Source organism: Bacillus sp. MD-5 (assembly GCF_002201875.1).
Taxonomy (GTDB): Bacteria; Bacillota; Bacilli; order Bacillales; family Bacillaceae; genus Bacillus; species Bacillus stercoris.
Window position 1 is genome coordinate 3,624,664 of sequence record NZ_CP021911.1, and the last position, 14,602, is coordinate 3,639,265.

14 protein-coding genes and 3 other annotated features are annotated in these 14,602 nt (G+C 45.9%); of the genes, 3 read left to right on the forward strand and 11 right to left on the reverse strand.

The genetic code is table 11. From position 1 onward, the window contains the following. Nucleotides 1–30 precede the first annotated feature (30 nt). The 7 genes from CDO84_RS18335 to CDO84_RS18370 form a co-directional block, all read right to left on the reverse strand. Complete coding sequence (locus tag CDO84_RS18335) at nucleotides 31–450, reverse strand: MarR family transcriptional regulator (protein WP_003242889.1); 420 nt, start codon at nucleotides 448–450, stop codon at nucleotides 31–33. A 119-nt stretch (nucleotides 451–569) separates the two neighbouring features. Continuing rightward, entirely contained in the window at nucleotides 570–2,486 is a 1,917-nt protein-coding gene (gene thrS, locus CDO84_RS18340) for a threonine--tRNA ligase (RefSeq protein ID WP_040081511.1), read from the reverse strand. A gap of 53 nt (nucleotides 2,487–2,539) precedes the next feature. After that, nucleotides 2,540–2,761 (reverse strand) — a binding site (T-box leader). 31 nt (nucleotides 2,762–2,792) lie between these two features. Next, nucleotides 2,793–3,014: a binding site (T-box leader), on the reverse strand. Between the two features lie 33 nt (nucleotides 3,015–3,047). Next, nucleotides 3,048–3,281, reverse strand: a binding site (T-box leader). Nucleotides 3,282–3,335: 54 nt separating this feature from the next. After that, nucleotides 3,336–4,736 carry an MFS transporter gene (locus tag CDO84_RS18350; protein ID WP_014665783.1) on the reverse strand — a complete coding sequence of 467 codons (1,401 nt, stop codon included), beginning with the start codon at nucleotides 4,734–4,736 and terminating at the stop codon, nucleotides 3,336–3,338. Further along, a complete protein-coding gene (locus CDO84_RS18355; RefSeq protein ID WP_040081510.1) occupies nucleotides 4,733–5,203 on the reverse strand; it encodes an Rrf2 family transcriptional regulator in 471 nt (156 codons plus the stop codon). Before CDO84_RS18355 ends, CDO84_RS18350 begins: the two co-directional genes overlap by 4 nt. 111 nt (nucleotides 5,204–5,314) lie before the next feature. Then, complete coding sequence (locus CDO84_RS18360; RefSeq protein ID WP_040081509.1) at nucleotides 5,315–5,815, reverse strand: YwgA family protein; 501 nt, start codon at nucleotides 5,813–5,815, stop codon at nucleotides 5,315–5,317. Nucleotides 5,816–5,850: 35 nt separating this feature from the next. Further along, nucleotides 5,851–7,152 carry an HD domain-containing protein gene (locus CDO84_RS18365; protein WP_014665786.1) on the reverse strand — a complete coding sequence of 434 codons (1,302 nt, stop codon included), beginning with the start codon at nucleotides 7,150–7,152 and terminating at the stop codon, nucleotides 5,851–5,853. Between the two features lie 161 nt (nucleotides 7,153–7,313). Next, a complete protein-coding gene (locus CDO84_RS18370; protein ID WP_003222050.1) occupies nucleotides 7,314–7,538 on the reverse strand; it encodes a YuzB family protein in 225 nt (74 codons plus the stop codon). Between the two features lie 214 nt (nucleotides 7,539–7,752). Between CDO84_RS18370 and rsfA the strand changes: the two genes are divergently transcribed. Next, nucleotides 7,753–8,532 carry a prespore-specific transcription regulator RsfA gene (rsfA, locus tag CDO84_RS18375; protein WP_040081508.1) on the forward strand — a complete coding sequence of 260 codons (780 nt, stop codon included), beginning with the start codon at nucleotides 7,753–7,755 and terminating at the stop codon, nucleotides 8,530–8,532. A 144-nt stretch (nucleotides 8,533–8,676) separates the two neighbouring features. On the opposite strand, the gene CDO84_RS18380 is transcribed toward rsfA, so the two are convergent. The 4 genes from CDO84_RS18380 to pta form a co-directional block, all read right to left on the reverse strand. Continuing rightward, nucleotides 8,677–9,567 (reverse strand): carboxylate/amino acid/amine transporter, encoded by an 891-nt coding sequence (locus CDO84_RS18380; RefSeq protein ID WP_040081507.1) that lies wholly within the window; start codon nucleotides 9,565–9,567, stop codon nucleotides 8,677–8,679. Nucleotides 9,568–9,734: 167 nt separating this feature from the next. Beyond that, complete coding sequence (gene ywfL, locus CDO84_RS18385) at nucleotides 9,735–10,580, reverse strand: octanoyl-[GcvH]:protein N-octanoyltransferase (RefSeq protein WP_014665791.1); 846 nt, start codon at nucleotides 10,578–10,580, stop codon at nucleotides 9,735–9,737. 47 nt (nucleotides 10,581–10,627) lie between these two features. After that, nucleotides 10,628–11,527 (reverse strand): cysJI operon transcriptional regulator CysL, encoded by a 900-nt coding sequence (gene cysL / locus CDO84_RS18390; protein ID WP_014665792.1) that lies wholly within the window; start codon nucleotides 11,525–11,527, stop codon nucleotides 10,628–10,630. 145 nt (nucleotides 11,528–11,672) lie between these two features. Further along, nucleotides 11,673–12,644, reverse strand: a complete 972-nt coding sequence (pta, locus tag CDO84_RS18395; RefSeq protein ID WP_014665793.1) for a phosphate acetyltransferase — start codon at nucleotides 12,642–12,644, stop codon at nucleotides 11,673–11,675. 269 nt (nucleotides 12,645–12,913) lie between these two features. On the opposite strand from pta, the gene hemQ reads away from it, so the two are divergent. Together hemQ and bacG are read left to right on the forward strand one after the other, a co-directional pair. Beyond that, nucleotides 12,914–13,678 carry a hydrogen peroxide-dependent heme synthase gene (hemQ, locus tag CDO84_RS18400; RefSeq protein WP_003227507.1) on the forward strand — a complete coding sequence of 255 codons (765 nt, stop codon included), beginning with the start codon at nucleotides 12,914–12,916 and terminating at the stop codon, nucleotides 13,676–13,678. A 132-nt stretch (nucleotides 13,679–13,810) separates the two neighbouring features. After that, on the forward strand, nucleotides 13,811–14,590 hold the full coding sequence (gene bacG, locus CDO84_RS18405) for an NADPH-dependent reductase BacG (RefSeq protein ID WP_014665795.1): 780 nt from the start codon (nucleotides 13,811–13,813) through the stop codon (nucleotides 14,588–14,590). Nucleotides 14,591–14,602 lie beyond the last annotated feature (12 nt).

Consider the following 14,602-nt stretch of genomic DNA (forward strand, 5'->3'; position numbering starts at 1 on the left):
CGGCGCTTCGCGCACCGGCTTTTTCTATCTCTATTGAGCCAGCTTCGCAATAATCGCCAAGAACGTCTTCTTCTCTTCGGCTGTTAAACGTTCAAACATCCCGTCAATCAGCTGCTGGCGGTTTTCAATCATTTGTTCAGCCGCTCCCCGGCCCGATTCAGAAAGCGTAATCCATACAGTGCGGCGGTCATTATTATTTCTGGATCTCTCAATAAACCCTTCCTGCTCTAAATGATTCAGAGCTGTAGTCGTGGCAGAGGGAGACAGTGTGACCTCCTTCAAAATATCCTTTATGGTGCAGCTCCCATGTCTGTATATGATCCGCAGAATAAATCCTCTTACATTATTCACGTGTTTCGGAACGGTGGCTTCATCTAATTGCTTCGTGCTTTTCAAATATTTTGTAAGTGCGTGATCCAGCAAATTTGCTTCCAGTTTGTCATGGTCCATGTCAATTTCCCCATTTCGAGATGCATTCATAACATACGAACGATATGATTTACTTATTATTTTACTGATTCCGAATAGGGAAAGTCAAAAAAGCAAAATGTGAATTCACAGCTTTTATCCTACATGCCTCGATTTTCCACCTGTTTCACAAGCTTATCTTTGAATGTCTGAAAAGAAACGTGTTCATTCTGCTGATGTCCGAATTGGCGGACGTTAACCGCATTCTCCTGCTCCTCTTGATCTCCAAGCACCAGCACGTACGGGATTTTCTGCATCTGCGATTCTCTGATTTTATAGCCGAGCTTCTCATTGCGCTCATCAATGCAGGCTCTTATCCCCGCCTGCTTCAGCTCCGCCTGCACCTTTCTGCAATAATCCAAGTGTACGTGCGAAACCGGTATGATTTGAACCTGGATCGGTGCGAGCCAGACTGGAAAAGCCCCGCCGTAATGCTCGATCAAAATACCGAAGAAACGGTCGATCGAGCCGAAAACCGCTCTGTGGATGACAACGGGACGAACCTTTTCATTGTGTTCGTTGATATATGTTAAATCAAATTTTTCCGGCATTTGAAAATCAAGCTGAATTGTCGCACATTGGTGGCTCCGTTTTAGGGCATCTTTTATGTGGAAATCAATTTTTGGCCCGTAAAACGCCCCATCGCCTTCATTGATCTCATAAGAGAGGCCAAGCTCCTCAAGGACGCGTGCTAAGGCACGCTCCGACGCCTCCCAAAGGCTGTCATCGCCTAATGAATCCTCCGGGCGAGTCGAAAGCTCAACTGAATACTCGAAACCAAATGTCCGATATACCTCATCAATCAGCCGAATCGCTTCTTTGATCTCACTCTCAATCTGATCCTCCCGAACGAAAATATGGGCGTCATCCTGACAGAACGTCCGAACGCGAAGCATTCCGTTTAAAGCCCCGCTGTATTCATGGCGATGCACCTGTCCGAATTCCGCCATGCGAATCGGCAGATCCCGGTAAGAATACAGGCTGTTTTTAAAGATGAGCATGTGGCCTGGGCAATTCATCGGCTTCATTGCAAACCTTGTATCATCCACTTCTGAGAAGTACATATTGTCGCGATAATGATCCCAATGGCCTGACTGCTCCCATAACCGCTGATTCATCATAAACGGCGTACGCACCTCATCGTAGCCGGCATTTGTTTGCAGTTCACGCGAGAAGCGTTCCAGCTCATTGCGGACAATCTGCCCTTTCGGCAAATAAAACGGCATCCCCGGCGCTTCTTCAGAAAACATAAACAGCCCTAACTGTTTGCCCAACTTGCGATGGTCTCGTTTTGCCGCTTCTTCCAACATATGCAGGTGCGCATCCAAATCTTTTTTCTTTTGAAACGCAACCCCGTACACCCGCTGCAGGACTTCATTTTTGCTGTCTCCCCGCCAATAAGCGCCTGATACTCTTGTCAGCTTGAACGCCTTGATCATTCCTGTAGAAAGAAGATGCGGCCCGCGGCACAGGTCAATGAATTCTCCTTGCTGGTACAGCGTGATATCCTCCCCGCGCGGAATATCCTTTAAAATCTCAAGCTTAAGCCGCTCGTCTTTTTGTGCAAACAGCTCTTCAGCTTTTTCGTAAGAAACCTCTATACGTTTGATTTCAAGGTTCTCATTTATAATGTGTTTCATTTCTTTTTCGATAGCCTCTAAGTCTCCTGATCCCAAGCTTTTCTCCAGCTTCATGTCATAGTAGAAGCCGTCTTCAATCACAGGCCCTACCCCCAATGACACTTCGCCGTACAGCCGTTTTACTGCTTGAGCCAGCACGTGCGCTGATGTGTGGCGAAGCACCTGCAAGCCTTCTTGTGAATCGAGTGTGACAATCGAAAGCTCAGCATCCTCCTCCAGCTTGAAACTGAGATCAACAAGCTTGCCGTTGACCTGACCTGCAGCCGCCTTCTTTTGCAGACTGGAACTGATCGAACCAGCTGCTTCCCTGATTGTGATGCCTTTCGGATATTCCTTGATCTGTCCGTCCGGAAGCTGAATGTGCACATGTTTACTCATTTTAAAACACTCCTTATTCATTGTTGTATATAAAAAAACACACCCGTCCCGCAGATAGGGACGAGTGTGTCATTAACCCGTGGTTCCACCCAAGTTCCCGACAAACACGATGTTGTCGGCTCGGTGCTGTAACGCAGCATAGACGGCATTGGATACTTTAGTTCCCCAATGCTGCTCCAAGGCGGTAAATGATATTCCTAAGCTGGGAAGCTCTCACCTTTTCTTCCCTCTCTGAAAACCGTAAAAATCATTCATGTCCTTTTCATCGCATATATTCAATTCATAAAAAAACACACCCGTCCCGCAGATAGGGACGAGTGTGTCATTAACCCGTGGTTCCACCCAAGTTCCCGACAAACGCGATGTTGTCGGCTCGGTGCTGTAACGCAGCATAGACGGCATTGGATACTTCAGTTCCCCAATGCTGCTCCAAGGCGGTAAATGATACTCCTAAGCTGGGAAGCTCTCACCTTTCCTTCCCTCTCTGAAAACCGTAATTATCATTCATGTCCTTTTCATTGCATGTATTCAATTCATATAAAAAAACACACCCATCCCTCTAAAAGGGACGAATGTGTTGATCATCCGTGGTTCCACCCAAATTCCCGATCAATTCAATTACACATGGTGATCGGCTTGAAGATGCTGTAACGCAGCATGACGGTATCAGATACTTGTTTTCCCCGATACGGCTCAAAGGCGGTAAGCTGCTTTCTCTGCGTTAGGAAGATTTCAGCTGTCCTTCCCTCTCTGGAAACCGTAAAAAGCATCTCATGTCCTTATCAGTGCCTGTTGTTTCAATAATTTTTTATATCTTACTATATATTCCCACAAAGCGCAATCAGTGATTTACATTTTTTCTGACGCGGCAGTCCCGTTATGGGCAGCCAGAAACAGCCATACAAGCAATGCAGCGAGGCTGTACGCCGCCCCCATCATCAAAAATGTAAACCCGGCACCGGCGTACCAAGTGGCGGACAGATGAATGATCACCCCGGTTATCGCTACGCCGACCAAAGCTCCGATTTGCCGGTTTGCATTTAACGCCGCACCGGCAATGTTCGCATGCCTTTGCCCGGCAGCCTGCATGATCACAGTTGTCATGGCAGGAACTGTAATACCGGTACAGAGGTTCATGACAGACATCAAAACCGCCAGCTGCCAATAAGGAAAATCCGGAGAAATCAGCACAAACAACAGCAATGCAATGATACAGCTGACCGCCATTGAGACAAACATAAGCTGCCCGGCTTCAAATCGATTCGCCAGACGGGCGAACAGCAGATTGCCGATCACAAAGACCGCCATCATCGGCAGCAGTTCAACACCGGCCATGAAGGAGTTTGCGCCTCCTGCTTCCTGCAAAAAAAGACTCAGCATAAACATGCCGCCAAAAAGAGCAAAATTCAGCAAAAACCCGATAAATTGGGCCGCTGAGAAACGGCCGTTTTTATATAAGGACGCCGGCAGGATAGGTGTTTTCGCAGAAACTTCCCGCAGCAAAAACAGCACAAATGCCAAAATCGCTGCAGTACATGCTAGAAGAATCACGGGCGAGCGCCAGCCCGCTGATGGCCCCTGTATCAATGCATAGGAAAGAAAGCCGAGAGCCATCATGCCAAGCAGATGCCCGGTGATGTTCACGCGGCCGGTTTTTCCCGGGACGCGGCTGAGAATTCGGTAAGCTGAAATGAGCGCAGCAGCCCCCAACGGCACATTGATCAGAAAAATACTCTGCCAGCCTGCCAACTGTACCAGCACACCCCCAATAAAAGGCCCAAGGGCTGAAGCGGCGGAAACAAGCGCGGCCCACAGTCCAAACATTCTCGCCCGCGCCCGTTCATCAGGGTAAGAGGCAGCCAAAAGGCTGAGTGAGCTAGGCATGAACAAGGCTGCGCCAATTCCCTGTATAAGGCGTCCGGCAATCAGCATCTGCCCATTAAAGGATGCAGCGCATAGACAAGAGGCGAGAACAAAAACAGCTAAACCCAGGATATAGATCGTCTTCGATCCGAAACGGTCGGCCAAGGCTCCGCCCGCCAGCAGAAGCGACGCAAAAGTAAGAATGTACCCGTCCACAACCCACGTTACACCTGAAAGTGACATTGAAAGAGTGTTTTTCATATCCGCCATCGCCACATTCACAACGGTTACATCAAGAGTAGCCATGAGAAAACCCAGAGCGAGCACGATCAGTACAGATATTCCTGTTGATGAATCTGTTTTGTGTAAAGATCCGCTGTTTTTCATTGCAATTGCCCTTTCATTTGCTCGTTTATCCAATCATCTATTTTTTCAAGATCATACAATTCCCCGACTCTGTCCATGACATGCTGCAGGGACTCTTCTTTCATGAGATTGGCCCATTTATCCTCGATTTCCCCCATGACTGTCTCCAGCACACAGTTTTCACCTTCGAATACAGATTGCAGCAGACCTTTTCCCTGATACATCGAACCTCTGCCTTCGACCGCTTGATAAATATCATAAAGCGTAATGTCCGCCAAAGGCTTCGTCAGGGTAAAACCGCCCTTCGTCCCTGGCAAGGATTCTGCCAAACCTGCTTGAACCAATGTTCTCATCAGCTTCTTCAAATAAGACGGAGACACGCGCAATCGCTGGCTTATTGCCTCTGACGTCAAAGAAGCCTGTACAGGCAGCCGTGACAATAAAAGCAACACAGAAACCGCCTGCTCCATCCCGGATTTCATTTTCATCATACACACTCCCAATTCATTATGGATAACTATTATCCACAATAGATCCCTTATCGGCTTTTGTCAATAAAAAAAGCAAAAGAAACGGTTCATTTCTTTTGCTTGGTATCCTTAACAAATCTGCTTCAGTTCCTCTATGTATTGAAGCGCTTCGTCATATTCTTCATTTGTATATTTTTGCTTGCTTTTGATTGTAAAGACTTTTTCTTTCTTTTCCTCATCCTCAAGCCCGTCAAAGTAAAGGATCGTGGAAACCAGCTCTAAAAACCGTGATGAACGGCTGTTTACACTGTCGATATAGCCTTTCATATCCGGCATGTTCAGATCAGCATGGTCTAAAAATGCGGAGCCTGTCTCAGTCAGCGAATACCGGTATTGAAAGTAGCCGCCCTTTTTTTCCTTCACCTCATGCAGAAATCCAAGGTTGCACAGCTCTTCAATCTGGAGCGTCAGTTCCTCTGAATATGGTCCGTAAAAGTGAAAATCATATTTCTCATAGAAAGGAAACTGCATTTTCTTGGCGATATAAATCATTTTCTGCAGCTTCTTTCGCCCGATGATTTCTCCAGAATCCGAGAACACCTTCATCAGTTTTGCATGTTCTTTCAACAAATTCCCGACATCTCCTTTTTCCTTCTTTCCAATTTCTATGTCAGTCCCAGCAGCTGCCGGATTTTCATTTTCGCTTCCGGATGTTTAGAGCCGTCACAAATCAAGTCCTTTGGATAGTACAGCTTGTGGTCCGTCCGCCGTTTACCGGAGATAGATTCCACAATAGCCGACTGCCTGGACAGCTCTTTAATTTGGCCGTTTTGCGTCAAGAGATGGATCGGCAGACGCTCCTCTTCCTCTCCCGGCCGGTAAAAATCGTATGGCAGATCTGAAGAAGAATCAACGACCAAATAATAGCTCGGATCGATCCCCGCCTCTTTGAACAATGACGTCAGCTCAAAATAAGCCGACATTTCTTCATTCGGATTGAATTCAACGTATTGGAACAGCTGGCGGTTAATGAATCTGCGGCACAAGTCGGATAAAATCGCGTCTTCTTCATCCTCCCAGGCCTGGAAGTAATACAAAATAATAGATTCATCCAGCTTTACATAATCCTCCAGTGTCAATTTCCCTTCAAAAATAGAATAAAAATGAACCGGAGCGTGAGTGAAGACATAGCCTTCATCGTGCAGCTGCTTCGCCCTGTGAAGAATCTTCGTTAAAATGACCTCTGCACTTCTGGTCACAGGATGGAAATAGACCTGCCAGTACATTTGGTAACGGCTCATGATATAGTCTTCGACAGCATGCATTCCGCTTTCTTTAATGACGATCTGATCCTCGCGCGGCCGCATCACCCGAAGAATCCGCTCCATATCAAAATGGCCGTAGCTGACGCCCGTATAATAAGCGTCACGCTGCAGATAATCCATCCGGTCTGCGTCAATTTGACTCGAAATGAGGCTGACCACTTGCTTGTTTTTATATGTTTTGGCAATGACTTCAGCAACATCCTGGGGGAAATCCGGGCTCACCTTTCTGAGCACCTGGTTAACCTCCGTGTCTCCCAAAATGATACCTCTTGTAAAATCTTCGTGGTCAAGGTGAAAGACCTTTTCAAATGAATGCGAGAACGGCCCGTGCCCGAGATCATGAAGCAGCGCCGCGGCCAAACAGAGTTCGCGTTCACTGTCATCCCATTCAGGGCGGCCTTTAAAGACGTCATCAACCATTCTCCTGACAATTTCATAGACACCGAGAGAATGGTTGAACCGGCTGTGCTCAGCCCCATGGAACGTCAAATAGGTCGTGCCGAGCTGCTTAATTCTGCGGAGACGCTGAAATTCACGGGTTCCGATCAAATCCCATATCAGCTTGTCCCGAACATGAACATAGCGGTGCACCGGATCTTTAAACACTTTTTCTTCTGATAATTTTCCATTTGGATACGCCATCGTCATTCCCTCTTTTTTTTAGCCGTGTTTCTATTATATCGACTCTATTCTTTGAAAACATCCTTGAATTTGCCCGGCGATTTGTTCCATCTTCATGAAAAACACATCTTGTGAAGCAAAAAAGCCTGACCTGAGGGCCGAGGCTAAGAAAAAATATGTTTTTACTTTTTTATTTTCTTTTTTACTTTGTCAATCAGCTCATCCTCTGTCGGAGCTGACAGCGGACGATTGTTCACAAAAGCAAATGATTTTTTCCGTCCGGGCCCGCAATAAGATTGGCATCCTACCTCAACCTTTGCGTCCGGGTCCACTTCTTTCAAACGCGGCAGCAATGTTTTGATATTAGTGGCTTGGCAATCATCACACACTCGAAATTCATTAGCCATGACGTACGCTTCCCTTCATTTCTATGTTCATCTATGTGAATAACCTAAAATCACGTTTCAAAAAAAATCACATCACTCTTCATTTTACAAGGATTCGACTGTTCCTGCAAGCCGCTCCATCCTTCGTATCTCCTATTCTTTCAGCCAATTTGTATAAATATTTTCCAACCTGGACATTCTAATACCATGAAAAGAAAAATGGGAGTTGAGATAAATGACAAAACAACGACAAGACGCTTGGTCAGAGGAAAACGATCTGCTTTTAGCCGAAACAGTGCTTCGGCATGTGAGAGAGGGAAGCACTCAATTGAATGCCTTTGAAGAAGTCGGCGATAAATTAAACCGGACATCCGCAGCCTGCGGATTCAGATGGAACGCGGTGGTCCGCCATCAATATGAAAAAGCGCTTCAGCTTGCGAAGAAACAGCGAAAACAGCGGATGAGAGCGCTCGGAAACGGGCAGCCTGCGAAAAAAAGATTATTATATCAGCCTCCTGCCGTTGATCCTGAAATCATTCAAGAAACCGCTGCAGAGGAACCAGTCAAAACGGATGCACCATCTGCCGAAAATGAGCAGCAGACTTTAATGTCTGGCGAACATATGCCTTTTGTTGATGAAAGCTTTAAGGAAGAGTTAGCTAGTCTATCACACTTATTGTCTCCTCAAACGCCTGCAGCTGCGCCTGAGATGACGATGAATGATGTGATCCGCTTCCTGCAGAATTACGAAGGCAATAACGAGCAATCATCAGCATTAAAAATGGAAAATGAACGTTTAAAGAAAGAAAATCAGGAATTGCAAAGCAAGACGGAGCAGCTTGAGGCAGAAGTTCAAAAGCTTGAAAAAGACCAAAAAACGATCCAAGAAGATTATGAAACCTTGGTGAAAATTATGAACAGAGCCAGAAAGCTAGTTTTATTTGAAGAAGATGAACATGCCTCTCCGTCCTTCAAAATGGACAGGAACGGCAATTTAGAAAAGTTAGCAGAATAACATAGTGAAATCCCAAAACGGGCAGCGGTTTTGGGATTTTCGCCATGTACAAAATCCCCCTTTTCTATTGAGAAAAGAGGATTTCCTCATTTTGCAGCCGGATCAGCTATTCTTGTAAAATGAGGCCAAGCTTATGTGAATCTATTAAGACATGTGAGCTGCCTCGGCCGTTTTATGTTTCCGAGGCGCAGCAGAAATGACCAAAAGCCCCAGCATCATAAGTGCAATGCCAATCCACGAGGAAGGCGAAAGCATTTCTCCTATGAAAAACACGCCAAGCAATGAAGCAGTCAGAGGTTCGGCTAAAGACAGCGTGACCGCCGCCGAGGCCGGAACCCCGGTAAGCCCTTTCGCAAACAAAAAATATGCGGCACATGTTGCAATTAACCCGATGTAAAGGCTCGTTCCCAGTCCTCTAGGGGTCAATATCCACGAGATATCTGACTGCCATAGTAGCGGCGTCAGCAAGATGGCGCTGATCATAAAGACAACGGCGGAAGTCGCTCGCGGAGGCTGGGTTTTCATCATCGCTTTACTGATGAGCGTATAGCCCGCAAAAGAAGCACCCGCTCCAAGCGCCATAAGAACACCACCCACATCAATCCGAACATTGGAACTGTCGGAAAACAGAAGCCAGCAGCCCGCTAAAGCCAGCACGGTCGCAATCCACCAGGAGTTTCGCGGGCGTTTCTTCAATACGGCCCACTCAAGGCTCCCGGCAATGATAGGCGCACTGCCGATGGCAATCACAGTTCCCACCGCGATTCCCGTTTCTTTAACAGCTGTGAAAAACAGCGGCTGGTAACACGCCATACAAACAGCGGCTAAACATATGAGCGGCCATGACCAATTTTCCACGTGAAGCTCCCGGCTGATCCAAACCGCAAGCAGCATGGCGCTTCCTCCTATTAATAACCTGAACGCGCCAAATGCCAGCGGTGTGGAGCTTTCTGGAGCCAACGCCTGAACGGTTCCCGTGGTCCCCCAGAAAAAAGCCGCAATCAATACAAAAAGGCTGTAAATATTCCCTTTCATCTGCCTCTCCCCTTTAATATGGATGCTAATGTCATTTTATCGTTTTTCTATTTGTCACGGTTATCTGTATGTAAGAAGGATTTATCTGAAAATAAGATTATTGGGGTAAAATGCCACTTGAGATAAAAAATGCATGCCGGCATATACAGCCGGCATGCGAAGAATGTTCACCCAAATACCTTTGCATTCCGCTCAGCCATCCGGACGAGGTTTTTCTCAAATTCCATTTCCTCGTCAATGGACAGGCCCGCTGCGTATAGATGGGTGCTTAACGCTTTTAGTTCTGTCAGTAAAGCGAACATTAAGTCTTGTACGGAGATGTCTGTTTGCAGAAGCTCACTTAAGGACGCCATCGTTTCCGGACGTATTTCCGGATAGACGCCTTTTTTATCATTTTCTTTATCCTTCAGCGCCGCTAGGTAGAATCGTCTGATCAAGTCGGCCCTTTCACTGCCGCTTTTATCCGCGCAGAGATAAATTTGAACAGCGACTCCGCCGCGAACGCGTCTCTGGGAGATGCCGGCGAACTTTTTGCCATTTATGCTAAGATCATAGCTGCCGGGACAATAAGACCCTTCAATTTCATAGGCTTCGATCTTTGCGTTGTACGGTTTCAGCATTCGTCTCATCAGCTCAACCATCGCTTCATATCCTTTGTCTATATCGATGCCTTTCTTTTCGTCCTCGAATATGAGAGAGATATTTAAAACACCTTCATCCAATACGACAGCAAGACCGCCGGAATTGCGTACGATCACACGGTATCCTTCACTCTCCAGCAAGGAAATGCCATCCTGCAAAAACGGAAGACGTGTATCCTGTATTCCAAGGACAATTGTATTGTGATGAACCCATGAACGCGCTGTCGCCGGCGACACGCCTTTTCCGACAGACATGCACAGCGTATCATCCATTGCGAAGGATTGCTTCGCATCAAATAAAGGGCCGAGACTGGATTGGTCAATGACTCTCCATTTCGGCTGCATCAGTAAATCAATCGGTTGGTTTGCCATCTATGTAAAACCCTTTCATGTTAGGCTTATGAACAAAAACTATTATATCATTTCAGTCGCTGCGATTGATAATTGCTTTTCAGCATCGTAATAAAAATTTCTTTGTTTTTGGTATTCTCCATGAGAGGAGAATGAATGTAAGACAGCTTGCGCTTTAACGAGAAATCTTTAATATGCAGAATTGAAATGTCGCGGTGAATCAAATCCTTATGGAGCACGCTTCTGGATAGAACCGAGAGTCCCATGCCGCTGATCACCGCTTCCTTTACACCTTGGTTGCTGCTGATGGTGAACATTGATTTCGGCCGAAGTCCATTTGAACTGAGCACATGATCGAGAAATTCTCTCGTCCCGGAGCCTTTCTCCCTTGTCACCCACGCTTCGTTTTGCAAGTCGCTGATTGAAATATCTCTTCGTCCGGCCAGCGGGTGCTGATTTGGAGCGGCAATGCACATTTCGTCCTCCATGAACGGCTCAATTTCCAGCTCATTCTCGTTTGTATGTCCTTCGATCAGCCCGATATCAGCCTGAAGCATCCGCACACGCTCGCTGACCTCCTCTGTATTGCCAATCATGACATCGAGATTCAGCTCTGGATACAGCTTTTGCAGCTGGGCCAATAGCGGCGGAAGAATATACTCTCCGATTGTAAAGCTTGCAGCGATTTTCAATTCACCCTTCACATAGTGATGATGTGCATAGATTTCAGCCTTGGCTTGTTCGTAGAGAAACACCATTTGCTTTGCTCTTTGATATAAAATGTCTCCTGTCGGCGTTGTCGTAAAGTGTTTTGGCGACCTGTTCAGAAGAGCGGTTTGAAATTCTTTCTCAAGATTTTTGATATGCAGACTGACGCTGGGCTGGGAGATCATCAGCTTTTCCGCCGCTTTTGTGAAGTTTTTTTCTTCTACCACCGCTATAAACGTTTTCAGCACGTCGTAATACAAAAACCCCACCCCTGTCATTAATGAAATATATGGTTATGATTAGTTTTCTTTATTGTACTCATATCATCTGTCTTGGTAAAGAAGGCTATACGGAAGCGCAAAAAAGGCAGCCCTCAGTCGAGAGCTGCCATCGTCTTCATTTTTATTACAGTGCTTGCACCGCTGTAATTAATGCGAGATTGTAAACATCTTCAGCGTTACATCCTCTTGAAAGGTCGTTTACAGGCATATTTAAGCCTTGCAGGATTGGTCCTACCGCTTCAAAGTTGCCCAATCGCTGAGCGATTTTATAGCCGATGTTTCCCGCTTCAAGGCTTGGGAATACGAATACGTTAGCGTCCCCTTTGATCTCGGAATCCGGCGCTTTTTTCTCAGCTACAGATGGAACAAATGCGGCATCAAATTGGAATTCGCCGTCAAGTGTCAGTTCAGGCGCTTTTTCTTTCGCAATTTTCACAGCATCCGCTACTTTTTCTGTTTCATCAGATTTTGCTGAGCCTTTTGTAGAGAAGCTGAGCATTGCCACGCGAGGCTCGATGTCGAACATTTTTGCCGTATTGGCACTTTCGATCGCAATCTCGGCAAGATCTTGGCTGTCAGGCGCAATGTTGATCGCGCAATCTGCGAATACGTATTGCTCTTCTCCGCGAGCCATGATGAACACGCCGGATGTCTTTTTCACGCCTTCTTTTGTTTTGATGATTTGAAGAGCCGGGCGGACAGTGTCAGCAGTTGAGTGAGCCGCTCCGCTTACGAGTCCGTCTGCAAGGCCTTTATACACCAGCATTGTACCGAAATAGTTCTCGTCTAATAATGCTTTACGAGCCTGTTCTTCTGTCGCTTTGCCTTTGCGGCGTTCTACGAATGCTTGTACAAGGTCTTCCATGCCTTCATATGTATGAGGATCATAAATCTTAACGCCGTCCAGCGTAAGATTCAATTCTTTTGCTTTTGCTTGGATCTCATTTTCATTGCCGATCACAATCGGATTCAGCACTTTGTTTCCTGCAAGCTTGCTGACCGCTTCTAAAATACGCTCGTCTAAGCCTTCAGGAAATACAATTTTAACGTCTTTTCCAGCTACCTTTTCTTGCACTGTTGAAAATAAATCTGCCACTATAAAACCTCCTCAAAAAGTTACAAAAACGCTTTCTTTTACTAGCATACTCTTCTTCCAATCAAATTCAAACAGCCAACTTTCATTATAGCGCTTTCATAAAAAAATCTTATTTTTCTAACTAATTTAAGTGACTCACTCTTCCCTTATAGGTTCTTCTATTTTGATGGAGTTATACGGAAGGGATGTTCAAGGTTTCTCCACAGTAGAATCGGATAAACTATGGTATAGTGAAGGCAATCATGAAAAGATAATAGGAGTGAAGATAAATGAGTGAACAGCAAATGACGAATGAAGCGGCAAAAACGCTTGACGGCTGGTATGCGCTTCATGATTTCCGCACAATGGACTGGACATCCTGGAAGCTGCTGTCCAGTGATGAGCGCCAATCTATCATACACGAATTCACCGGGTTGCTTGAAAAATGGGGCGTAGCTCAAAAAGAAGGAAAAGGATCGCAAACCCTTTACAGCATCGTCGGCCAAAAAGCTGATTTTATGCTGATGATCCTTCGTCCTACAATGGAAGAATTAAATCAAATCGAGCTTGAATTCAACAAATCAAGACTTGCTGAGTTCACCATTCCGGCATACTCCTACGTATCAGTGGTAGAGCTTAGCAACTACTTGGCAAGCGGTGACGGTGATCCTTACGAAAATCCGCATGTGCGCGCGCGCCTTTACCCTGAACTGCCGGAGTCTAAATATGTATGCTTCTATCCAATGGATAAAAGAAGATCCGGCAATGACAACTGGTACATGCTTTCTATGGAAGAACGCAGAAACTTGATGAGAAGCCATGGCTTAATCGGCCGCAGCTATGCGGGGAAAGTCAAACAGATCATCACTGGCTCTGTCGGTTTTGACGACTACGAGTGGGGCGTTACATTATTCAGCGATGATGTCCTTCAATTCAAGAAGCTTGTGTATGAAATGCGTTTTGACGAAGTCAGCGCCCGTTATGGCGAATTCGGTTCATTCTTTGTCGGCAATCACCTTTCGCTTGATACACTTCCTCAATTCCTATATGTATAATATCCCCTCCCGCCCTATTCGGCGGGAGTTTTTCAACCCATCTTTATCAGAATTTAAATAAAATTTGCTATTTTCCCCGTTTTTTCTTACGATGTAGGTAATAATCCAATTTTTTCAAAGGGGTGCAGTGATTTGTCAAAACGAACCGCATTTGTTATGGGAGCCAGTCAAGGGATCGGGAAAGCAATCGCTCTGAAATTAGCAGACCAGCATTTTTCCCTCGTCATTAATTCACGAAATTTGGATAATATTGAATCTGTCAAAGAAGATATTTTGGGCAAGCATCCTGAGGCGAGCGTCATTGTCCTTGCGGGGGATATGTCTGACCAGCATACGAGAGCGGGCATTTTTCAGGAAATCGATTCTCAATGCGGACGGCTTGATGTTCTGATTAATAATATACCGGGCGGCGCGCCTGACACATTTGATAACTGCAATATAGAGGATATGACAGCCACTTTCACACAAAAGACCGTTGCCTATATTGACGCTATCAAGCGTGCTTCCTCACTGATGAAACAAAATGAGTTTGGCAGAATCATCAACATCGTCGGAAATCTGTGGAAAGAACCCGGGGCCAACATGTTCACAAACAGTATGATGAATGCCGCTTTAATTAACGCCAGTAAAAACATTTCCATCCAGCTTGCTCCTCACAACATTACAGTCAACTGCCTGAACCCTGGTTTTATCGCTACGGACCGTTATCATCAATTTGTGGAAAATGTGATGAAAAAAAACAGCATATCCAAACAGGAAGCAGTGGAACAGATCGCTTCCGGGATTCCGATGAAACGGGTCGGATCAGCCGAAGAAACCGCAGCGCTCGCCGCGTTTCTTGCCTCTGAGGAAGCCTCCTACATCACAGGACAGCAAATTTCCGCTGATGGCGGCAGCATGAAAAGCATATAAAAAACATCCCGC